Source organism: Limnohabitans sp. YIMB22184 (assembly GCF_048020265.1).
Classification (GTDB): Bacteria; Pseudomonadota; Gammaproteobacteria; order Burkholderiales; family Burkholderiaceae_C; genus Limnohabitans_A.
In genome coordinates this window covers 2,682,702-2,702,268 of record NZ_CP171843.1, presented here as the reverse complement: position 1 = coordinate 2,702,268, position 19,567 = coordinate 2,682,702, and the positions used below count along the sequence as shown (strand labels likewise).

Here is a 19,567-nt window from a genome sequence, read left to right as displayed (position 1 = left end):
ATCCCGCAAAAAGAGTGACTTGATTTGATCCAGCACAGGGAATGCTTCTAAACGCTGTGGTTATTTTTCTGAAATGAACTTGTCGTGTCTCTTGGCGGGACGTTTTTGGCGTGTTTCGGGACATCGGTGTGCCAAGCCACAGACGACTGCGGACTTGAGCTCCTAAAGTGGATTACTCCATTGGTTCCATTCTTTCAAAAGGCTTTTATGTCAGATCAAAAAACATCACAGGAAAAAATCGCGTCTTTCGGCGCGAACATTTCCAGCAACGTGAATGAGGCTTTGCATGACGCCCAGCCCGCCATGGACCGCATGGGCAACCGGGTCCGAGACGAACTGCACAACCTCGGTGAGTCCGGCAAAGACGCGTATGCGGACGCCATGCACAAACTTGAAAAAGAAGCCCATCACGCGCGCGTCACTGCGGCGCACTGGATTCAGCAATCGCCCTTCAATTCGGTTCTGATCGCGGCAGGTACGGGTGCTGTGGCTGCCTTGGCGGTTTCATGGCTGATGCGCTCACGCCAACAGTGATGTCCACGCTGCTGAAACTGCTGTTGCTGCCCCCCGAGCTGCTCAAGTCGCACGTGAAAGCGTACGCAGATTTGGCCAGTGAATTGAGTGCCCAGTATCTTTGTGCACTCAAAAATCGATGGGTGATGTACAGCTTCAGTGCATTGGCGCTGTTGCTGGCGTTGATATTTGGCGGCGTGGCCTTGATGCTGTGGAGTGCTTTGCCTTTGCAGGATGCGGCTCACCCCTGGGTCTTGCTGGCATTGCCTGTCGGCTCCTTGGCCATCAGCGTGTTTTGTTGGTGGCGGGCTCGTAGCCTGCGCTTGCAGCCCGTCCTGAGCGAAATTCAGACGCAAATCCAGCTGGATATTCAGGCCATACAACAAGGACACGCGGCATGAGTGGCAAATGGACGCCTGTCCAGCGTCTGGCGGCATCGCGGGCCATGTTGGCCGACGCTTTGCGCGAACCAGCCTGGCTGCTTTTGATGCGGCGCTTGCTCAACGAAAAGGCCAAGGGGAAAGCCCCGCCTCCGTCAGGCCCGCCTTGACCCAGGTTTGGGTATGAGCAGCTTGAACTTCTATCGAATCTCGACTCACTTTTTGACACAGGCATTTCGCCATTTTTTGGAGCATTTGACATGAAACGATTTGACATCAAACCCCGTACAGCGCTGCTGGCCTTGGCCGTTGTGGCCAGCCCCGTGTTGCATGCGCAAGAGCTTGCCGGCAACACGGGCCTTTACATGGGCATCAGTTCGGGTGAATCCAAGGCGCACATTGACAACGCACGCATCACCCAAGGCTTGCTCGGTGCCGGTTTCACCACCGATGCCTTGGCGGTTGATCAAAAGGGCACGGGCTACAAGGCCTTCGTGGGCTTTCCCATGAGCCCCAACTGGGCTGTCGAAACGGGTTATTTTGATTTGGGTCGCTTTGGCTTTGATGCCAGCACCACGCCTGCCGGCACCTTGTCGGGTTCTGCACGCATCAAGGGTTTTAATCTGGATTTGGTGGGCACATTGCCGATCACGGACCGCTGGTCCTTGCTGGGCCGTGTGGGGGCTGCCTATGCACAAACCAAAGGCACATTCAGTGGCACTGGCGCTGTGTCGGTGACCGAGCCCGCCACCAGAAAACGCGAGACGAATTACAAATATGGCATCGGCACCCAGTATGCGTTCACTCCGGCATTGACCCTGCGGCTAGAAGGCGAGCGCTACCGTGTCAATGATTCCGTGGGGCAGCGTGCCAATGTCGATTTGGTTTCTTTGGGGCTGGTATACCGTTTCGGCGGTGCAGTGCCGGCGACCAAGACCGCTTACACCCCCTATGTGGCGCCCGTGGCTGAGCCGGTTTATAAGGAGCCCCCAGTCGTCGCGCAAGCGCCTGTCTTGCCACCTGAACCTGCCCCCAAACCATGGGTCAAGATGAAGCTGGAAGCCGACTCCTTGTTTGGCTTTGACCAGGACACCTTGCAAGCCGATGGCAAGCAGGCATTGGACAAGCTGCTGTTGGATCTGAAAAGCGTGAACGTCGAGACGATCCAGGTCACAGGCCACACGGACCGCTTGGGATCGAAGGCCTACAACGACAAGCTGTCGCTGCGCCGTGCCGAGGCGGTTCGCAACTACCTCGTGCAAGCGGGTGGCGTTTCTGCGGACAAAATCACAGCCATCGGTGTGGGCTCTTCACAACCCGAAACTCAATTTGGCGAGTGCAAAGGCATGGCAGCGAGTCAGGCCTTGATCACTTGCCTGCGTGTGGACCGTCGTGTGGAGGTGGAAGTGACCGGTTCGCAGCAGCAACGCTGAAGCCATGCCAAAGTCAAAAGCCTGCACCCCATCAAGGGTGCAGGCTTTTTCGTGGCTATTCAGCGGCTTGTGAGCCGCTGTGGAGTTTTCAAAGACGACGTCCTTGAATCACACGCACCAGGATCACCACGATCGCGATGACCAGCAGAATATGGATCAATCCCCCCATGGTGTAAGACGACACCAGACCCACCAGCCACAGCAGGACCAAAATGATGGCAATTGTTTCAAGCATGGTGGTGTCTCACTTGGCGGGTTTGTTGACTTCGTGACCGATCACGCCACCTACCGCAGCGCCACCCAAGGTGCCGGTTGTGCTGCCGCCGGTCAGGATGGAGCCACCGATGGCCCCAACACCAGCCCCAATGGCGGTGTTCTTTTCCTGCTGCGTCATGCCCGAGCAGGCGGACAAAATCAGGGATGCGGCAGCCAGCAAGGCGGCGCCTGTGACGCGGATCAAGGGGGGAGGGGTGTGCATGGCTGAACTCCTTGTCTCATGGACAGATGACTGGCCGATCCTCACGTCACCATGACGCAAGCACAACCAGAGCATTCAAGATAGAAGAAGCAGGTGCACAGGTCTGTCTGTCACGCCACAAAGGCGGCTGGGTCTGTTGGTTGTTGTTCGACAAGGGCTGTTTTGTGAGTCCGGCGTGGGAGGTGAGTTTGTAAGAAGTCATCTCGCGATACCCGTGCAGTGTCTTAGGTCAAGCCGCATGGCCGCCAGTGCTGAGCATTGTTATCACGCTCCCTATAATTTCTGAATGTTGAAATACCAAACCATCCCTGTCACACCCTTCCAGCAAAACTGCTCTTTGATCTGGGACGATCAGACCCTGCAGGCGGCGGTTGTGGACCCCGGTGGTGATCTGGATTTGTTGCTGGGAGCCATCGAGCGCTTGGGTTTGAAGCTGGAGCAGATTTGGATCACCCACGGTCATGTGGACCATGCTTCAGGTACGGCCGATCTGGCCGAGCGACTGGGGGGCTTGCCGATCATCGGCCCGCACCCGGCGGACCAGTTTTGGATTGATGGCCTGCCCGCGGCAGCAGCGGCTTATGGCTTTCCGCCAGCCCGTGTATTCAAGCCTACGCGCTGGTTGGCCGACGGTGACACCGTCACATTGGGCGCGCACACTTTGCAGGTGCGCCATTGCCCAGGTCACACGCCTGGCCATGTGGTGTTTTATTCGCCCGAAATCAAACGCGCATTTGTGGGCGATGTGCTGTTTGCCGGCAGCATTGGCCGCACCGATTTTCCGCAAGGCAACCATGACGATTTGATCGCCAGCATCACCGAGCGTTTATGGCCCATGGGCAATGACACGGTGTTCATTCCTGGGCACGGTCCGGAAAGCACATTTGGACGCGAGCGCCAAACGAACCCTTACGTGCACGACCGGTGAGGGGATGGATGCCCGGTCAATTCAGGCATGACCGGGTCTTGGGCCCTTGGGCTGTTTCAGCCCCTGCGCGCTTGCTCGTAGAGGTGTTGGACTTTGGGCAGGTTGGCTTCGAGCTCCTGTATCCGGTTGGTACCGCTGGGGTGCGTCGACAGGAATGAAGGGCTGCCATTGCTGTTGGCGGCTTGCATTTTTTGCCACAGGCTCACGCTGGCTTCGGGGCGGTAGCCGCCGCGTGCGGCGATCTCCAGGCCCACCAGGTCGGATTCGGTTTCGTCGTCGCGGCTGTACTTCAGGGTGAGCAATTGCGTGCCCAGGTTGGCCGCCACATCGCCCAAAGAGCCCAACCCCAACAGTTGAGAAGCAATGGACAGGCCGATGCTGGTGGCCTGGCTTTTGGCCAGACGTTCGCGGGCGTGTTCGCGCAAGGCGTGTGCCATTTCATGCCCCATGATCATGGCCACTTCGTCGTCGTTGAGTTTCAGCTGGTCCAGGATGCCGGTGTAGAAAGCAATCTTGCCGCCGGGCATGCACCAGGCGTTGATTTGCTTACTGCCAATCAGGTTCACTTGCCATTTCCAGTCACGCGAACGCGGATTCCATGACGCCGTGTGTGGGATGAGTTTTTGCGCGATGGTGAGCAGGCGTTGCAGCTGTGGATGGCCCTCGGGGGCCAGGGCGCCTTTGGCACGGGCATCGGCCAGGACCTGTGCGTATTGCTGCCGGGCTGAGGTTTCCAGCGTTTCGGCTGGCACCAGTTTGCGCAAACCCGAGGACGAACCCACGTCCACTTGCGCCATGGCCGATCCGGCGGCCGAGGCGCCTGCCGCCAACAAGAAGGCGCGCCGGGCTTGCCAGCGTGGCGCGGCGGAGGTCGATGCGCTGGGCGCGGCATCGACAGCAGGGGTTTTGAGGTCACAGAGCAAACACATGGTGTGTAAATGATAGCGACTTGGCCAACTTCAAGCTGCGCAGGGCTCCGTCGGGGCGCCCGATAATGGGCGCATGGCCGAAACCGCAACCCCCTCCGAAAACGCCCCGCCGAGCACCGTGCGCACCTGGCGCGAGGCGCTGCGCCTGTATTTGCAGCCCGCCAGCCAGCGCATGCTGGCGCTGGGTTTTGCGGCGGGTTTGCCGTTGCTGTTGGTGCTGGGCACGCTCAGCTTTCGGTTGCGTGAGGCGGGCATTGACCGCAGCACCATCGGTTACCTCAGCTGGGTAGGCCTGGCCTATGGCGTGAAATGGATGTGGGCCCCCCTGGTGGACCGCATGCCCATACCTTGGCTCACACGCCAGCTCGGGCGCAGGCGCAGTTGGTTGCTGCTGTCGCAGCTGGTCATCGCGCTCGGCTTGGTGGGCATGGCTTTGAGTGACCCCTCGCAACTGCTCGGCCCTTTGGTGGCCTGCGCTCTGGCGGTCGCTGTGGCCTCAGCCACACAAGACATTGCGTTGGACGCCTATCGCATCGAGTCGGCCGAGGTGAACGCCCAAGCCGCCTTGGCGGCCAGTTACCAAACGGGCTACCGCCTGGCCATGATTTGGGCCGGGGCGGGCGTGTTGTGGGTGGCCGCCTGGGCCCAAGGCGAGCAAACCACGGGCTACTCGCAATCGGCTTGGCAAGCGGCTTATTTGGTGATGGCGCTGAGCATGCTGCCCGGCATGTGGGTGGTGCTGGCCTCGCCCGAGCCGGTGCCCGCACCCTTGGCGCCCGCGCGCAATGTGGCCGAGTGGCTCAAGGGTGCGGTGGTCGAGCCTTTTGCCGATTTCTGGGTGCGTTACCGCTGGCAGGCAGTGCTGTTGCTGGCGCTGATCGCGGTCTACCGCATCAGCGATGTCGTCATGGGCATCATGGCCAACCCGTTTTATGTGGACATGGGCTTCACCAAAACCGAGGTGGCCAGCGTGACCAAGGTGTATGGCGTCATCATGACTTTGGTGGGGGCTTTTGTGGGCGGCGTGCTGTCGGCACGCTTGGGCGTCATGCGTGTGCTCATGCTGGGCGCCGCGCTCAGTGCGGCCAGCAACATGCTGTTTGTCTGGCTCAGTGGTGTGGGGCACGATGTGCAGGCCTTGGTTTGGGTCATCTCGGCCGACAACCTGGCCAGCGGCATTGCGTCTGCGGCCTTCATCGCTTATTTGTCCTCGCTCACCAACATCAGTTATTCGGCCACGCAATATGCGCTGCTCAGCTCCATGATGCTGTTGCTGCCCAAATTCATTGCGGGGTTTTCGGGCGACTTTGTCGACGCGCACGGTTATGCGAGCTTTTTCACGGCCACGGCCTGGTTGGGTGTGCCTGTGCTGCTGCTGGTGGCACTGGCCTCGAGGGTGCATGCGCGGGCCCCTGCCAAACTGTCTGCGCCAGAGTGACAAATTTACCCATCTTTACGCAAGCGATACGACCGTTTTTCCAACTCCGGCGATGATCGGACCATGCAACAACTCTTGATGATCGAAGACGATGCCCGTCTGGCGGGCATGGTGGTGGACTATCTGGGGCAAAACGGGTTTGCTGTGGCCCACGCGCCCGATGCGCAGAGTGGTCTGGCCCGATTGCAAAGTGCGGACGTCGATCTGGTGATCTTGGACCTGATGCTGCCCGACATGGACGGCCTGCAGGTGTGTCAACGCATCCGCGCCTTGCCTGGGAGCCAGGGCCAGGTCCCGGTGCTCATGCTCACGGCCAAAGGCGATCCGATGGATCGCATCATTGGCCTGGAAATGGGCGCTGACGATTACTTGCCCAAGCCCTTTGAGCCGCGCGAGTTGCTGGCCCGCATCAAGGCCATTTTGCGCCGCCAAAACACTACCCCTGATACCGCCCAACAGCTGATGCAATTCGGCTCGCTCGAGATCGACCGCGATGCCCGACGCGTCAGCGTCAAGGGGCAGGTGTGTGATCTGACTTCTTATCAATACGACCTGTTGGTGGCCTTGGCCGAACGTGCGGGTCGCGTGCTCACGCGTGACCAGATCATGGAGGCCGTGCGCGGCAGGGAGCTGGAAGCCTTTGACCGCTCGATCGATGTGCACATGGGCCGCATCCGCGCCGCCATCGAGGCGGACCCCAAAGCGCCGCAACGCATCCTGACGGTGCGCGGTGTGGGCTATGTGTTTGCCCGTCAACAAGACTGAGCGCCCACATGCCCATTCGCCGTTTTTCGCGCCACTGGTCACGCCACCTGTACCTGCGCATCTGGCTAGCCGTGGTGCTGGTGGTGACGCTGCTCATGCTGGTGGTGGGCTGGGCCTGGCGCGCTACGGTCGAGCACCATGCGGCCCCGCCCGTTCCGCGAGAGTGGGTGGTGCTCAATGCCCAAGGTGAAGTGCTGGCCAGTACCACGCGGACCGGGCCGGGTGCACCGTTGGCATTTGATCTGACCTTGCCCGATGGGCAGCAGCTCCAGTTGCAAGTGCAGCGGAGCGGGGAGCGTAATGGGGAGCGCAATGGGGAGCGGGACCGCCCCCACGCCATGCCGGGCATGCCAGGTTTTGGACCCGGAGATGCGGGGCCTTTTTCATCCCATTTCCCACCCCATTTACCCCCTCACCTGCGCAAGGACATGCCCTGGTGGGCCAAGCCTTCGGGGTTTTTCTGGATGCTGGGCCTGATTGGCCTGGCGGTGGCGATGGGGCTGTACCCGGTGGTGCGCAGGCTCACGCAGCGGCTGGAAGGTCTGCAGCGTGGTGTACAGCGTTGGGGTGAAGGCGATTTGTCGGTGCGCGTGCCGGTGCAGGGCGACGACGAGGTGGCCGACCTGTCCGAGCGCTTCAATGCGGCGGCCGAACGCATCGAAGGCCTCATGGCTTCGCAAAAGTCATTGCTGGCCAATGCCTCGCACGAGTTGCGCTCGCCGCTGGCCCGCATCCGCATGGGGCTGGAGTTGATGGGCAGCCCCACGGCCGATGCATCCGCGCAGGCCCGCAGCCGGGCCGAAATTTTGCGCAACATGGCCGAGCTGGACCAGCTGATCGACGAGATCTTGCTGGCCAGTCGCCTGGATGCCCAGGAAGCCGGTATTGGCACCGTGGAGGCCGTGGATCTGGTGGGGCTGTGTGCCGAAGAGTGCGCACGGGTGGGGGCGACGCTGGAAGTGCCGCCAGGTCAGCCGCAGCTGGAGGTGCCGGGGGTGGCCAAGCTGCTGCGGCGTCTGGTGCGCAACCTGCTGGAGAACGCACGGCGTTACGGGGCGAGTGGTCAGCAAGCAGTAGAGGACGGTGACATTGCCCTGACCTTGACTCAGCAGGGTTCAACGGTTCGCATCACCGTTTGTGACCATGGCCCGGGCGTACCCCCTGAATACCGTGAGCGGATATTCGAGCCTTTTTTCCGCCTACCCGGCGCCAGTGAACGCGTCGGCGGCGTTGGCTTGGGGCTGTCGCTGGTCAAATCGATAGCCGAGCGCCATGGCGGTCGGGTGCAGTGCACAGACCGGCCCGGTGGTGGTGCTTGCTTCGAGGTGAGCTTGCCCCAAAGCAAAACGGCGAACACCTGAGTGTTCGCCGTGATTTGTCCGGCCATCTCGCAGATGGCGGCACCGGGTGCTCAGTGGTGGTGGCCCACTACCTCGCCCGCTTTGAGTTTGTAAACGGTGCCGCAATAAGGACACTTGGCTTCACCGGTTTTGGCCACGTCCAGATAGACCTTGGGGTGGCTGTTCCAGAGTTTCATGTCGGCTTTGGGGCTGGGGCAAAACACACCGCCCTGAGGGTTCAGGTCGGCGGCCAGCAGTTCAACGGCTTGGGTACTCATGCTTGAACTCCTCAAACCCGGGTCAGCCAGTGGGCGTACTTGGGGTTGCGGCCGTTTACGATGTCAAAGAACGCGGTCTGGATTTTCTCGGTCACCGGGCCACGGCTGCCCGCGCCCAGCTGGATGCGGTCGAGTTCGCGGATGGGCGTGACTTCGGCGGCGGTGCCGGTGAAGAAGGCTTCATCGGCGATGTAGATCTCGTCGCGGGTGATGCGCTTTTGCACGATCTCCAGGCCCAGGTCCTTGGCGATGTGGAACACGGTGTTGCGGGTGATGCCATTCAGGGCGCCAGCCGACAAATCGGGGGTGTAGATCACGCCATCTTTGACCACAAAGATGTTCTCGCCCGCGCCTTCGGACACAAAGCCCGAGGTGTCGAGCAACAGGGCTTCGTCGTAACCTTCGTCGGTCACTTCCATGTTGGCCAGGATGGAGTTGGTGTAGTTGCTCACCGCCTTGGCTTGCGTCATGGTGATGTTGACATGGTGGCGGGTGTAGCTGCTGGTCTTGACGCGGATGCCGCGCTTCATGCCCTCTTCGCCCAGGTAAGCGCCCCAGGTCCAGGCGGCCACCATCAGGTGGATGGTGTTGCCCTTGGGGCTGACGCCCAGCTTTTTGTCGCCGATCCAGGTCAAGGGGCGGATGTAGCCGCTTTCGAGCTTGTTTTCACGCACCACGGCGCGCTGGGCTTCGTTGACCTGCTCTTTGGTGAAGGGGATCGCCATGCGCAGGATCTTGGCGCTGTTGAACAGGCGGTCGGTATGCTCTTGCAGCCGGAAGATGGCGGTGCCTTGCTCGGTTTTGTAAGCGCGAACGCCTTCAAAAGCGCCGCAGCCGTAGTGCAGGGTGTGGCTCAGCACATGGATCTTGGCATCGCGCCAATCGACCATCTGGCCGTCCATCCAGATTTTGCCGTCACGGTCTGACATCGAAGGAATGACAACGCTCATGAAAGTGTCCTTTAAAGAAGGGGCAGTCAACAATACAAAAAGGAGATTTTAAGGTCTCGCGTTCGGGGGGGTAGCGCTGGCGCCACCCGGGCTCAGTCGAGGGCAGGGGTTGCGCTGTCTGGTGTGGTGGCTTCGCTGCCTTCAGAAGCGGGGCGCTCCAGTGACCATTCGGTCAATTTGCCACCGACAAAGGTGCAGTCCACACGCGACTGGCCAGCATCGGTCCAGCGGTAAACCTCGGGCTGAGCGTCTTTTACGGTCTGCAGCGCACCCAGCGAGCGTGTCATGGCGATCACGTGCATCAAGGTGACGCCTTTTTTCAGTTTGGCGTTGAGCATCACGGCGCTGGCCACATGGCCGATGGGCCGGTTGGCGGCTTTTTTCAGGATGGTGACCATGCGTGTGAAGTGCAGCAGGACCCACATGACCACGCCTCCCGCGGCCAAGGCAATGCCCGCCCATTGAAAGGCCTGCCAAGCCCCCACGGTGAACACAATGATGGCCAGCGGTGTCAGTATTTTGGTGAAATTCATGGGGGTGGATTGTGCCTTGTACGGTGCGTGTTTATTCACGGCATTTTCGCTTAAGCCGAGCTTCAGAGGAGGGGCTCAAACTTTGCTTTTTCGTCTTTGATGGAGTTTTGATGTCACGGTTTAAATGGATGCCCCTGCTTTTGCTGACCAGCAGTTTCCTGGTGGCCTGTGGTGGTGGAGGCGGCGGCGATACGCCAGATAACAACACCTCAGTAGACTGGTCCACGAATCCAGCGGGAGCGGCCACATTCAGTGGTGTTTCGGCCACTTACCAAGGCGCTATCACTGGGCTGGGTTCCATCGTGGTCAATGGCGTGCGCTTTGAAACCACCGATGCCGTGGTCTACGACGGCGACGACTTCAGCAACAGCTACGACAGCAACACCTCGGCGTTCAACAGCCCCTTGGCTTTGGGCATGACGGTGGCACTGTTCGGAGATGTGGATGACGCGCAAAACCTGGGCCGTGCTGCCCGCATCCGCGTTGTGGGCGGTGTGCGCGGCACGATGAGCGCGGTGGACACGTCCGCACTCACGCTGACATTGCCGATACAAACGGTCCAACTCAGCAGCGCCACAACCTATGGCGGCACAGCCGATGGCACTGCAACAGGTACCCCCATCACCAACTTGACGCAGCTGGCGGCACTTGGCGGGAACCCACTGCTCACTGTTTACGGTTCGCCGCAATCCGATGGGCGCTTTTTGGCAACGCGTGTCGTGGTCACCAGCGCTTCAGCGCATGCCATGGATGTGGCGGTACGGGGCACCATCACAGCGATCTCGGGGAACAACTACACCGTCAAGACAGATGCCAGCAACAGCATCACCGTCAATTGCAACGGTTGCAGTCTTCAGCCGTCAGGCAGTACCCCCGTGGTGGGCGATGCCGTGAGGGCTTTGGCTGCAGACATCAGCCAATGGAGCGGTACAACACTGACCGCTTCACGTCTGCAGCTGATCAACGCATCGTATTTGACCCGTTTCCAAGACTCGCCCAGCCTTCCCAGCTACGCCAAGATTGAAGGTGTCGCGGTCTTGGACGGCACCCGGTGGACGGTGGGCGGCGTTGAAGTCAGCGGCGCCACATTGACGGCGGGTACTGTCTATGAAATCAAGGGAACATGGTCTGGTTCAGTGTTGGCCGCGATGCGTGTTGAAGTCGAAGGCGAGCGCAGCTTCACGGGTACCGGCGGTGCCACGACAAGCTACAGCAACGAGTTTTACGGTGCCCTCAGCAATTTGAACGGCAGCAGCTTCACGGTGCAAGGTGTGAACGTGGATGCAAGCGCGGCATATTTCCCTTACGGGTCTTTGGCAACTCTCAGCAACGGTGCGTTCGTGGAAGTCAAGGGACGCTATGTCGACGGAAAACTGCTTGCTACCAAGGTGGAAATCAAGGCGGCTTCTGGTGGCAATGCCAGCGCGGGCCGTGTTTTTGAAATGTATGGCCAGGTCAGTGACTGGTCAGGGGTGGCCGGCGCTTTCAAATTGACGCGACTGGGCGTTGTGTACAACGCACAGTCTTCAGTCAATACCAGGTTCGAGCACGGTGCCCCTGCCAACGGCAGTTATGTCGAAGCCAAAGGTTATATTGACGCCAACAACGTCTTTCAGGTCATCAAGCTGGAAGTCAAGAACGGCTTCAGCGACCATGACGATTGACGTTTAATCCAGTTCGCGCACCACCCCCATCGCCTCCTCAATCCTTTCCACAGCATGCACGCGCATGCCAGGGATGGGGGTTTTGGGGGCGTTGGCTTTGGGAATGACAGCGGTGGTGAAGCCCAGCTTGGCTGCTTCTTTCAGGCGGTCCTGTCCGCGCGGAGCGGGACGCACTTCGCCCGCCAGACCCACTTCGCCAAAGGCGATGAAGCCTTTGGGCAGGGGCTTGCCGCGCAAGCTGCTGGTGATCGCCAGCATCACGGCCAGGTCGGCGGCCGGTTCGCTGATGCGCACGCCACCCACGGCATTCACAAAAACGTCTTGGTCCATGCAGGCCACACCCGCATGGCGGTGCAACACCGCCAGCAACATGGCCAGGCGGTCGCGGTCCAGGCCCACGCTCAAGCGGCGAGGTGATGGGCCGCCGCTGTCGACCAGGGCTTGAATCTCGACCAGTAGCGGGCGTGTGCCTTCGAGCGTGACCATGACGCAGCTGCCGGGCACGGGCTCGGCGTGTTGGCTCAAAAAGATGGCGCTGGGATTGCTCACGCCCTTGAGGCCTTTTTCAGTCATCGCGAACACGCCGATTTCGTTCACCGCACCAAAGCGGTTCTTGATGGCGCGGATCAAACGGAAGTTCGAATGGGTGTCGCCTTCAAAGTAAAGCACCGTGTCCACCATGTGCTCCAGCACGCGGGGGCCAGCCAGTGCGCCTTCTTTGGTCACATGGCCGACCAGCACGATGGTGGTGCCGGTGGATTTGGCGGTACGCGTCAGGTGCGCCGCGCATTCGCGCACCTGTGCCACCGAGCCGGGGGCGCTGGTGAGTTGGTCCGAATACACCGTCTGGATCGAGTCGATGATGGCGATGCCCGGCTGGCGCGATTGCAGGGTGTGCAGGATTTTTTCGAGCTGGATCTCGGGCAGCACCGGCACTTGCGAGTCGGGCAAGCCCAGGCGGCGCGAGCGCATGGCCACCTGCGCGCCGCTTTCTTCGCCCGTCACATACAGGGTGTTCATGCCGCTGCGCTGCAGCGCGTCCACCGCTTGCAGCAACAAGGTGGATTTGCCGATGCCCGGATCGCCGCCGATCAACACCACGCCGCCTTCGACCATGCCGCCGCCCAGCACCCGGTCGAGCTCGTCGATGCCGGTGGGGTGGCGTTCAAAATCTGCCGCTTCGATTTGGGCGAGTGGCAACACCTCCGAGGTGGGGGCCAGCGAGGCATGGACCGAGCCAAAGCGGTTCTTGCCAGCCGCCGGCTCGGTGCTGCCTTCGATCAGGGTGTTCCAGGCGTTGCAGCTGGGGCATTTGCCCATCCAGCGGGCGCTGGTGCCGCCGCATTCGGTGCAGGTGAATATCGATTTGTCTTTGGCCATGGGGTGCAAGTGTGCCTGAGCGCAAGGCTCATGCGCTGGCCCATGCCTGCAGTAATTCGCGGGTGATGTCGGCGGCGGGTAAATCGCGGCAGCCACTGGCATTCTGGCCCGACCACAGCGGCGTGAAATCGCTGCTGCCCTCAGCTTCTGCCGCCGTGCGCAGTGGCGAGATGGCGGCCGTGGCCAAGGGGAAAGCGGGTGCTGCAGCGTTGAGGGGGCCGAGTTCGCGCATCAAGCGATTGACGATGCCGCGCGCCGGACGTCCAGAAAACAGGGTGGTTAAGGCGGTGTGCTGTGCGGCGGGCGACTGCAAGGTGCTGCGGTGCAGAGCGCTGGTGGTGGCTTCGTGGCTGCAGAGGTAGGCGGTGCCGACCTGCACGCCTGCGGCGCCCAGCGCCTTGGCGGCCGCGATGCCTGCCGCGCTGCTGATCCCGCCAGCCGCAATCACCGGCAATTGGACCGCCTGCACGATCTGGGGCAGCAGGGCAAAGGTGCCCACCTGGGTGCTGAGGTCGTCGGTGAGGAACATGCCTCGGTGTCCCCCGGCCTCCAGGCCCTGCGCAATGATGGCGTCCGCCCCGTGGGCCTGCAGCCACAAGGCTTCGGACACGGTGGTGGCCGAAGACAGGATCAGGCTGCCCCAGCTTTTGATGCGGGCGACCAGTTCGGGAGACGGCAGCCCAAAGTGAAAACTCACCACCGCCGGACGAAAGGCCTCCAGCACATGGGCCGCTTCGGCGCTGAAGGGCACGCGTCCCGGCCCTGTCGGAATGGTTTCAGGGTCGAGTCCCAGCTCGCGGTAATAAGGTGCCAGGGCCCGATGCCAACCCTGCTGACGGGCGGCATCGGGTGCGGGCGGGGCGTGGCAAAAGAAGTTGACGTTGTAAGGATTTCGGGTGGATTGGTCCAGCGCTTGGAGTTCGCTTTTCAGGTCCGACAGGCTGAGCATGGCCGCTGGCAATGAACCCAGGCCACCGGCTTCGCACACAGAGGCTGCAAGTCGGTGGTTTTGCACGCCAGCCATGGGGGCTTGCACGATGGGAGGCAGGATGTCCAGCAATCGGTGATGGGGCTTCATGTGTTCGTGTCAGGGCCGTGGGCTTTGAATCAGTTTGACCAGATCGGCCAACATTTTTTCCTTGGCGGAAGAGTCGGAACCGGTCCATGAGAAGGTGGTGTTGTCTGTGCCGTAGGTCAGCATTTTGCGGTCGATGGGACCTTGAAGAATGCCGTGAGCAGCGTGATCGTAAAACCAAATGTCGATGTCTGCGCCTTGGCTTTTAAGCCGTTGCATCCAGTCGATGGGTTTTTCGGTCATCTGGGTTGGGTTTTGTCGCCAGTTGCATTGTTGTGCATTGCCCATCGGGATCTCGGGGCTTGGCAGACCATTCACGCGGCAGCTTTCTTGGCGCTGCCACATCCAATCCTCTTGGTGTTTGCCACCGTAGTTGTCCAACTTGCCAAAGACAAGCCGGACTGGCACGGCCACGGTGTCGGGCAGGCCAATGCCCATGCCCGGCAGGCTTTCCGGGATGACACCTCGAACATGTTCGGGATTGACCACGCTGGCCAGGTTGGCCACCACCGCTGCACCGTTTGACACGCCTTGGAGGAAGATGGCCCGGGTGTCGACTTTGTCTGACTGAGTGAGGGCCCATTCGTAAGCGCCTTTGGCGGCTTTGTAGATCATGCGCTGGCGCGATTCGTTGGTCGCTTGTGACCCCCAAAAGGGGTAGCCTTGGTAAAAACCGTTGAGCTGGTAGGCGTCAAAAACCAGTGTAGCGATGTCGTGCTTGCGCAGCGCTGTGGCCAAGTTGTTTTCAAGCATGCCCAGGCCGCCGCCGCCGTGCGCAATGATGACCAAAGGCGGTTTGCTCGGAAGCGGACTGCCATTCCAGCGGGAGGGAACGGACAGTCTGGATGCTTTGTGACAAGGGTCGAACTCAGCCAAAGGCCCCTTGACCGTATGAAAACGTGGACGGATTTGCACCAACTCGGCGACGTTTTCTGGGGCGGGTTTGCAATCCGACGCAGACTGGGCTGCACATCCGAGCCCCACGAGACTCAGGCATGCGACCAGTAACCAATGCTTCAAATGACGGACAAGGACCACGAGAACTCCAGGTGCTCAGGCATCTTATTGGAAAAGTCTCATCGCCTTGGGGTGTGTGATGGCGTGCCTCGGTACAAACCCGCATGGGTAGAGGCTGGAATTCATTTAACATGTTAAATAAATGAGCCGTTCTACCCCCTTTGTTCACCGCAACCTGCCGCGCCTGCTGCTGCAGGCGCGTGAGGCCGTCATGGCCCACACGCGCCCGAGCTTGCGTGAGCATGGTCTGTCCGACCAACAATGGCGTGTGTTGCGCGTCCTGGGCGAGCATGCCCATGACCCGGCGGGCATCGAAACCGGTCGCGTAGCCAGCGAGGCTTATTTGCTTGGGCCCAGCCTGACGGGCGTGCTTTCGCGGATGGAGCGGGATGGCCTGATCGTGCGCGAGCGCTGCCCGCAGGATGCCCGCCGCAGTGTGGTGCGTGCTACGGCTCTGGGACTGGACAAGGTACAGGCGCTGTCGCAAACCATTGAGGCTCATTACAGCTGGATGGAGCGGCAGCTGGGCAAAGGCAAGCTCAGGCAGATCTACGCCTTACTGGATGAACTGATCGCGCTGGAAAGCCCTGACACGCAAACGGCCGAGGAACTGGTCGAAAAACTGCCCGAGGAGGGCGAACAATGAACCCGTGGACACCCGCATGGACCCCTGAAGGCACGGTATACGGCACCCTGCTCAATTTCCGCCGGGAATGGGACCTCTGGTCCGCGCGAATGACGCAAGACCCGCACAAGGCGGCCCCCACGGCACCTGTGCTTTACGTGAAAACCGCCAACACTTTTTGCTCCACGGGCCAGGACCTGTTGCTGCAGGACGGCGTGACAGAGGTGGACATCGGTGCCACCCTGGGTCTGGTGATGGGCGAGCAGGCTCAGGTGGAGGGTGCGGTGCTGCTGAACGACTGGAGCGTGCCGCACACCAGTTACTACCGGCCTCCGGTCAAGTTCCGTTGCCGCGATGGTTTTCTGGGTCTGCCGCAGCAGATGACACCTGGCCAGGTGCAGGACTGGGCCGCGCTGCAGATCGCGGTGCGCCGCAATGGCGATCTGGTGCACAGCGTGGATCTGCGTGATCTGGTGCGTGACTTGCCTGCGCTGCTCGCCGATGTGGGTGAGTTCATGACGCTGCAGCCTGGCGATGTGCTGATGGTCGGCACCGACTGCCTAGTAGACGGCACGCGCCCACGTGCCAAAGCCGGTGACCGGGTGGAGATTTCCGCGCCGGGCTTCGCCTCTGTCATCACCACCGTCGGAGGTGCCGCATGAAACACGCACGCATCGCCTGGTCCGGCGCCATCCACGACGCCGTCGAAGCCGACGGTCCCAATGGTTCATGTTTGTTGCTCACCCAGGGCCCGCACGCCGGCCGCCGCGTGGCGTTTGACAATGTCGTCTGGCTGCCCCCGCTCGCACCCGTGCCGCAGGCACGCACCGTGATCGCACTGGGCCTGAACTACGCCGACCACGCCAAAGAGCTCGCCTTCAAGGCCCCTGAAGAACCGCTGGCCTTCATGAAAGGCGAGGCCTCATTGATCGGTCACAAAGCCTTCACCAAGCGCCCGGCCGACGTGAGCTACATGCACTACGAATGCGAGCTGGCCGTGGTGATCGGCCGCACCGCACGCCGCGTGAAGAAAGCCGATGCCTATGACTACATTGCTGGCTACACCGTGGCCAACGACTACGCGATCCGCGATTACCTGGAAAACTGGTACCGCCCCAACCTGCGCGTGAAAAACCGCGACACCTGCACGCCCATAGGCCCCTGGCTGGTCGATGCAGCCGACATACCCAACCCGATGGCGCTCAAGCTGCAGACTACCGTCAACGGCCAGGTCACGCAAAGCGGCAGCACCGCCGACATGATTTTCGACGTGCCCACGCTGATCGAGTACTTCAGCAGTTTCATGACGCTCAACCCTGGCGACCTGATCCTGACCGGCACGCCCGACGGCATCGTGAACGTGGAGCCCGGCGACGTGATCGTCACCGAGATCGAAGGCATCGGCCAGCTGACCAACACCATCGTGAAAGCCTGAACATGAAAATCGACCACCTGATCAACGGCAAAAGCGTCGCCAGCAGCGACTACTTCGAGACCGCCAACCCGGCCACACAGGAAGTGCTGGCCGAAGTCGCCTCGGGCGGCGAAGCGGAAGTTCATGCCGCAGTCGCTGCCGCCAAGGCCGCCTTCCCCAAGTGGGCCGCCACGCCCGCCACCGAGCGCGCCAAGGTCATGCGCAAGCTCGGAGACCTCATCACGAAACACGTGCCAGAGATCGCCGAAACTGAAACCAGGGATTGTGGCCAGACCATCAGCCAGACAGGCAAGCAACTGGTGCCGCGCGCGGCCGACAACTTCCACTACTTTGCCGAGATGTGCACGCGCGTGGACGGTCACACCTACCCCACGCCCACGCACCTGAACTACACCCTGTTCCACCCGGTGGGCGTGTGCGCGCTGATCAGCCCCTGGAACGTGCCCTTCATGACGGCCACCTGGAAGGTCGCGCCCTGCCTGGCCTTTGGCAACACCGCCGTGCTCAAGATGAGCGAACTCTCGCCATTGACCGCTGCGCGTCTGGGCGAACTGGCGCTCGAAGCCGGCGTGCCCCCGGGTGTGCTCAACCTCGTGCATGGCTACGGCAAGGACGCGGGCGAGCCGCTGGTCTCGCACCGCGATGTGCGCGCCATCAGCTTCACCGGCTCCACCGTCACCGGTAACCGCATCGTGCAAAGCGCGGGCCTGAAAAAATTCAGCATGGAACTCGGCGGCAAGAGCCCGTTTGTGATTTTTGAAGACGCTGATCTGGACCGCGCATTGGACGCCGCCGTCTTCATGATCTTCAGCAACAACGGCGAGCGCTGCACTGCGGGCAGCCGCATCCTGGTGCAGCTAAGCATCTACGCCGACTTTGCCGCCAAGTTTGCCGAGCGCGCCAAACGCATCGTGGTGGGCGACCCGCTGGATGAAAAAACCATCGTCGGCCCGATGATCAGCAAAGCCCACCTGGCCAAGGTGCGCAGCTACATCGAACTCGGGTCCAAAGAAGGCGCGACGATGCTTTGCGGTGGCCTGGACCAGCCCGGCTACGCCGCCGATCTGCCCGCCCATGTGCGAAACGGCAACTTCGTCTGGCCCACCGTGTTTGCCGATGTCGACAACCGCATGCGCATCGCGCAGGAAGAAATCTTCGGCCCGGTAGCCTGCCTGATTCCGTTCAAGGACGAGGCGGACGCGATTGAAAAGGCCAACGACATCGAATACGGCCTCTCCAGCTATGTCTGGACGGAGAACATCGGTCGCGCCCACCGCGTGGCCGCCGCCATCGAAGCCGGCATGTGCTTCGTCAACAGCCAGAACGTGCGCGACCTGCGCCAGCCCTTTGGCGGCACCAAGGCCAGCGGCACCGGCCGTGAAGGCGGCACCTGGAGCTATGAAGTGTTCTGTGAACCCAAGAACGTGGCGGTGTCGATGGGCTCGCACCACATTCCGCATTGGGGAGTCTGAACATGGGACAACTCGCCCTCGCGGCCAAAATCACCCACGTGCCCAGCATGTACCTGAGTGAGCAGCCTGGCCCGCGCTTTGGCACGCGCCAAAGCGCGATCGACGGCCACAAGGAAATCAGCCGCCGCTGCCGCGCGCTCGGTGTGGACACGCTGGTGGTGTTCGACACGCACTGGCTGGTCAACGCGAATTACCACATCAACTGCGCGCCGCACTTCAAGGGCAAGTACACCAGCAACGAGCTGCCCCACTTCATCCACCACATGGCCTTTGAGTCGCCGGGCAACCCCGAGCTGGGGCACCTGCTGGCCAAGGTCGCCAACGAACACGGCGTGGAAACGCTGGCGCACGACAACACCACGCTGGACCCCGAGTACGGCACGCTGGTGCCACTGCGCTACATGAACGAGGACCAGCACTTCAAGGTGGTCTCGGTCTCGGCCCTGTGCATGGTGCATTACCTGAACGACAGCGCCCGCCTGGGCTGGGCCATGCGCGAGGCGGTGGAAAAGCATTACGACGGCAAGGTAGCCTTTCTGGCCAGCGGCTCGCTTAGCCACCGCTTTGCGCAAAACGGCTTGGCACCCGAGTTTGCCCACAAGATCTGGAGCCCCTTTCTGGAGCAGCTGGACAAGCAGGTCTTGCAGATGTGGGCCAACCGCGAGTGGAAAGCCTTTTGCGAGATGCTGCCCGAGTACGCCAGCAAGGGCCACGGCGAAGGTTTCATGCACGACACCGCCATGCTGATGGGCGCCTTGGGTTGGACGGGCTATGACGGTGGCGTGGACATGGTCACCCCTTACTTTGGCGCATCGGGCACGGGCCAGCTCAATGCCATCTTTGAAGTGACGCCGCAGGACGGCGCGCAGGTGCCCGCGCCGGTGGCCAGCCATGCTGAGGGCTACACCGCCATCAGCACGAGGCTTTGAGGAGA

The 19,567-nt window shown here is 61.3% G+C and carries 23 protein-coding genes; 14 read left to right on the top strand and 9 right to left on the bottom strand.

Features of this window, described 5'->3' with window-relative positions; all coding sequences use genetic code 11:
* Positions 1-207 precede the first annotated feature (207 nt).
* The 4 genes from ACHEXL_RS12445 to ACHEXL_RS12430 all read left to right on the top strand — a co-directional run bounded on the left by ACHEXL_RS12445 (position 208) and on the right by ACHEXL_RS12430 (position 2,326).
* The gene (locus ACHEXL_RS12445; RefSeq protein ID WP_416559732.1) at positions 208-534 is read left to right on the top strand and encodes a hypothetical protein; all 327 of its coding nucleotides are present in this window, start codon (positions 208-210) and stop codon (positions 532-534) included.
* On the top strand, positions 534-914 hold the full coding sequence (locus tag ACHEXL_RS12440; protein WP_416559731.1) for a hypothetical protein: 381 nt from the start codon (positions 534-536) through the stop codon (positions 912-914). The genes ACHEXL_RS12445 and ACHEXL_RS12440 overlap by 1 nt, the downstream gene beginning before the upstream one ends.
* The gene (locus ACHEXL_RS12435; protein WP_416559730.1) at positions 911-1,063 is read left to right on the top strand and encodes a hypothetical protein; all 153 of its coding nucleotides are present in this window, start codon (positions 911-913) and stop codon (positions 1,061-1,063) included. The genes ACHEXL_RS12440 and ACHEXL_RS12435 overlap by 4 nt, the downstream gene beginning before the upstream one ends.
* Before the next feature lie 90 nt (positions 1,064-1,153).
* Positions 1,154-2,326, top strand: a complete 1,173-nt coding sequence (locus tag ACHEXL_RS12430) for an OmpA family protein (protein ID WP_416559729.1) — start codon at positions 1,154-1,156, stop codon at positions 2,324-2,326.
* A gap of 88 nt (positions 2,327-2,414) precedes the next feature.
* Here ACHEXL_RS12430 and ACHEXL_RS12425 read toward each other — a convergent pair whose 3' ends face one another.
* Positions 2,415-2,561: a lmo0937 family membrane protein gene (locus ACHEXL_RS12425; protein ID WP_416559728.1), complete on the bottom strand. Its 147-nt coding sequence runs from the start codon at positions 2,559-2,561 to the stop codon at positions 2,415-2,417.
* A gap of 9 nt (positions 2,562-2,570) precedes the next feature.
* Positions 2,571-2,804, bottom strand: a complete 234-nt coding sequence (locus ACHEXL_RS12420) for a glycine zipper 2TM domain-containing protein (RefSeq protein ID WP_416559727.1) — start codon at positions 2,802-2,804, stop codon at positions 2,571-2,573.
* A gap of 286 nt (positions 2,805-3,090) precedes the next feature.
* On the opposite strand from ACHEXL_RS12420, the gene ACHEXL_RS12415 reads away from it, so the two are divergent.
* Positions 3,091-3,732 carry an MBL fold metallo-hydrolase gene (locus ACHEXL_RS12415; protein ID WP_416559726.1) on the top strand — a complete coding sequence of 214 codons (642 nt, stop codon included), beginning with the start codon at positions 3,091-3,093 and terminating at the stop codon, positions 3,730-3,732.
* A gap of 56 nt (positions 3,733-3,788) precedes the next feature.
* Here the strand turns inward: ACHEXL_RS12415 and ACHEXL_RS12410 are convergent, their stop codons facing one another.
* Complete coding sequence (locus ACHEXL_RS12410; RefSeq protein WP_416559725.1) at positions 3,789-4,661, bottom strand: M48 family metallopeptidase; 873 nt, start codon at positions 4,659-4,661, stop codon at positions 3,789-3,791.
* 73 nt (positions 4,662-4,734) lie between these two features.
* On the opposite strand from ACHEXL_RS12410, the gene ACHEXL_RS12405 reads away from it, so the two are divergent.
* The 3 genes from ACHEXL_RS12405 (at position 4,735) to ACHEXL_RS12395 (ending at position 8,225) form a co-directional block, all read left to right on the top strand.
* Positions 4,735-6,099, top strand: coding sequence for an AmpG family muropeptide MFS transporter (locus ACHEXL_RS12405; protein ID WP_416559724.1), 1,365 nt, complete (start codon positions 4,735-4,737; stop codon positions 6,097-6,099).
* 63 nt (positions 6,100-6,162) lie between these two features.
* Positions 6,163-6,864, top strand: a complete 702-nt coding sequence (locus ACHEXL_RS12400) for a response regulator (RefSeq protein ID WP_416559723.1) — start codon at positions 6,163-6,165, stop codon at positions 6,862-6,864.
* An 8-nt stretch (positions 6,865-6,872) separates the two neighbouring features.
* On the top strand, positions 6,873-8,225 hold the full coding sequence (locus ACHEXL_RS12395) for a HAMP domain-containing sensor histidine kinase (protein WP_416559722.1): 1,353 nt from the start codon (positions 6,873-6,875) through the stop codon (positions 8,223-8,225).
* Positions 8,226-8,275: 50 nt separating this feature from the next.
* On the opposite strand, the gene ACHEXL_RS12390 is transcribed toward ACHEXL_RS12395, so the two are convergent.
* The 3 genes from ACHEXL_RS12390 to ACHEXL_RS12380 all read right to left on the bottom strand — a co-directional run bounded on the left by ACHEXL_RS12390 (position 8,276) and on the right by ACHEXL_RS12380 (position 9,965).
* Positions 8,276-8,482 carry a zinc-finger domain-containing protein gene (locus tag ACHEXL_RS12390; RefSeq protein WP_108363833.1) on the bottom strand — a complete coding sequence of 69 codons (207 nt, stop codon included), beginning with the start codon at positions 8,480-8,482 and terminating at the stop codon, positions 8,276-8,278.
* An 11-nt stretch (positions 8,483-8,493) separates the two neighbouring features.
* A complete protein-coding gene (locus ACHEXL_RS12385; protein WP_291929920.1) occupies positions 8,494-9,432 on the bottom strand; it encodes a branched-chain amino acid transaminase in 939 nt (312 codons plus the stop codon).
* A gap of 92 nt (positions 9,433-9,524) precedes the next feature.
* The gene (locus ACHEXL_RS12380; RefSeq protein ID WP_416559721.1) at positions 9,525-9,965 is read right to left on the bottom strand and encodes a glycerate kinase; all 441 of its coding nucleotides are present in this window, start codon (positions 9,963-9,965) and stop codon (positions 9,525-9,527) included.
* 110 nt (positions 9,966-10,075) lie between these two features.
* Here ACHEXL_RS12380 and ACHEXL_RS12375 point away from each other — a divergent pair, with 110 nt between their 5' ends.
* Positions 10,076-11,629: a DUF5666 domain-containing protein gene (locus ACHEXL_RS12375; RefSeq protein ID WP_416559720.1), complete on the top strand. Its 1,554-nt coding sequence runs from the start codon at positions 10,076-10,078 to the stop codon at positions 11,627-11,629.
* A 3-nt stretch (positions 11,630-11,632) separates the two neighbouring features.
* On the opposite strand, the gene radA is transcribed toward ACHEXL_RS12375, so the two are convergent.
* Genes radA through ACHEXL_RS12360 form a run of 3 tightly spaced genes read right to left on the bottom strand, consistent with a single transcriptional unit; the run spans position 11,633 to position 14,873 of the window.
* Positions 11,633-13,009, bottom strand: coding sequence for a DNA repair protein RadA (gene radA / locus ACHEXL_RS12370; protein WP_416559719.1), 1,377 nt, complete (start codon positions 13,007-13,009; stop codon positions 11,633-11,635).
* Between the two features lie 28 nt (positions 13,010-13,037).
* Positions 13,038-14,087, bottom strand: a complete 1,050-nt coding sequence (locus ACHEXL_RS12365) for an NAD(P)H-dependent flavin oxidoreductase (protein WP_416559718.1) — start codon at positions 14,085-14,087, stop codon at positions 13,038-13,040.
* Between the two features lie 9 nt (positions 14,088-14,096).
* Complete coding sequence (locus tag ACHEXL_RS12360; protein WP_416559717.1) at positions 14,097-14,873, bottom strand: hypothetical protein; 777 nt, start codon at positions 14,871-14,873, stop codon at positions 14,097-14,099.
* A 370-nt stretch (positions 14,874-15,243) separates the two neighbouring features.
* On the opposite strand from ACHEXL_RS12360, the gene hpaR reads away from it, so the two are divergent.
* The 5 genes from hpaR to hpaD are packed head-to-tail and all read left to right on the top strand — an operon-like array spanning position 15,244 to position 19,562.
* Positions 15,244-15,747, top strand: a complete 504-nt coding sequence (hpaR, locus tag ACHEXL_RS12355; protein ID WP_416559716.1) for a homoprotocatechuate degradation operon regulator HpaR — start codon at positions 15,244-15,246, stop codon at positions 15,745-15,747.
* On the top strand, positions 15,744-16,388 hold the full coding sequence (locus tag ACHEXL_RS12350) for a fumarylacetoacetate hydrolase family protein (RefSeq protein WP_416559715.1): 645 nt from the start codon (positions 15,744-15,746) through the stop codon (positions 16,386-16,388). The genes hpaR and ACHEXL_RS12350 overlap by 4 nt, the downstream gene beginning before the upstream one ends.
* Positions 16,385-17,161 carry a fumarylacetoacetate hydrolase family protein gene (locus ACHEXL_RS12345; RefSeq protein ID WP_416559714.1) on the top strand — a complete coding sequence of 259 codons (777 nt, stop codon included), beginning with the start codon at positions 16,385-16,387 and terminating at the stop codon, positions 17,159-17,161. Before ACHEXL_RS12350 ends, ACHEXL_RS12345 begins: the two co-directional genes overlap by 4 nt.
* Before the next feature lie 2 nt (positions 17,162-17,163).
* Positions 17,164-18,633, top strand: a complete 1,470-nt coding sequence (gene hpaE / locus ACHEXL_RS12340) for a 5-carboxymethyl-2-hydroxymuconate semialdehyde dehydrogenase (protein ID WP_416559713.1) — start codon at positions 17,164-17,166, stop codon at positions 18,631-18,633.
* 2 nt (positions 18,634-18,635) lie between these two features.
* Positions 18,636-19,562, top strand: coding sequence for a 3,4-dihydroxyphenylacetate 2,3-dioxygenase (hpaD, locus tag ACHEXL_RS12335; protein WP_416559712.1), 927 nt, complete (start codon positions 18,636-18,638; stop codon positions 19,560-19,562).
* The last annotated feature ends 5 nt before the right edge of the window (positions 19,563-19,567 follow it).

Coding starts and splice junctions, on each gene's coding strand:
- ACHEXL_RS12445 (WP_416559732.1), top strand. CDS start 208: ATGTCAGATCAAAAAACATCACAGGAAAAAATCGCGTCTTTCGGCGCG.
- ACHEXL_RS12440 (WP_416559731.1), top strand. CDS start 534: ATGTCCACGCTGCTGAAACTGCTGTTGCTGCCCCCCGAGCTGCTCAAG.
- ACHEXL_RS12435 (WP_416559730.1), top strand. CDS start 911: ATGAGTGGCAAATGGACGCCTGTCCAGCGTCTGGCGGCATCGCGGGCC.
- ACHEXL_RS12430 (WP_416559729.1), top strand. CDS start 1,154: ATGAAACGATTTGACATCAAACCCCGTACAGCGCTGCTGGCCTTGGCC.
- ACHEXL_RS12425 (WP_416559728.1), bottom strand. CDS start 2,561: ATGCTTGAAACAATTGCCATCATTTTGGTCCTGCTGTGGCTGGTGGGT.
- ACHEXL_RS12420 (WP_416559727.1), bottom strand. CDS start 2,804: ATGCACACCCCTCCCCCCTTGATCCGCGTCACAGGCGCCGCCTTGCTG.
- ACHEXL_RS12415 (WP_416559726.1), top strand. CDS start 3,091: ATGTTGAAATACCAAACCATCCCTGTCACACCCTTCCAGCAAAACTGC.
- ACHEXL_RS12410 (WP_416559725.1), bottom strand. CDS start 4,661: ATGTGTTTGCTCTGTGACCTCAAAACCCCTGCTGTCGATGCCGCGCCC.
- ACHEXL_RS12405 (WP_416559724.1), top strand. CDS start 4,735: ATGGCCGAAACCGCAACCCCCTCCGAAAACGCCCCGCCGAGCACCGTG.
- ACHEXL_RS12400 (WP_416559723.1), top strand. CDS start 6,163: ATGCAACAACTCTTGATGATCGAAGACGATGCCCGTCTGGCGGGCATG.
- ACHEXL_RS12395 (WP_416559722.1), top strand. CDS start 6,873: ATGCCCATTCGCCGTTTTTCGCGCCACTGGTCACGCCACCTGTACCTG.
- ACHEXL_RS12390 (WP_108363833.1), bottom strand. CDS start 8,482: ATGAGTACCCAAGCCGTTGAACTGCTGGCCGCCGACCTGAACCCTCAG.
- ACHEXL_RS12385 (WP_291929920.1), bottom strand. CDS start 9,432: ATGAGCGTTGTCATTCCTTCGATGTCAGACCGTGACGGCAAAATCTGG.
- ACHEXL_RS12380 (WP_416559721.1), bottom strand. CDS start 9,965: ATGAATTTCACCAAAATACTGACACCGCTGGCCATCATTGTGTTCACC.
- ACHEXL_RS12375 (WP_416559720.1), top strand. CDS start 10,076: ATGTCACGGTTTAAATGGATGCCCCTGCTTTTGCTGACCAGCAGTTTC.
- radA (WP_416559719.1), bottom strand. CDS start 13,009: ATGGCCAAAGACAAATCGATATTCACCTGCACCGAATGCGGCGGCACC.
- ACHEXL_RS12365 (WP_416559718.1), bottom strand. CDS start 14,087: ATGAAGCCCCATCACCGATTGCTGGACATCCTGCCTCCCATCGTGCAA.
- hpaR (WP_416559716.1), top strand. CDS start 15,244: ATGAGCCGTTCTACCCCCTTTGTTCACCGCAACCTGCCGCGCCTGCTG.
- ACHEXL_RS12350 (WP_416559715.1), top strand. CDS start 15,744: ATGAACCCGTGGACACCCGCATGGACCCCTGAAGGCACGGTATACGGC.
- ACHEXL_RS12345 (WP_416559714.1), top strand. CDS start 16,385: ATGAAACACGCACGCATCGCCTGGTCCGGCGCCATCCACGACGCCGTC.
- hpaE (WP_416559713.1), top strand. CDS start 17,164: ATGAAAATCGACCACCTGATCAACGGCAAAAGCGTCGCCAGCAGCGAC.
- hpaD (WP_416559712.1), top strand. CDS start 18,636: ATGGGACAACTCGCCCTCGCGGCCAAAATCACCCACGTGCCCAGCATG.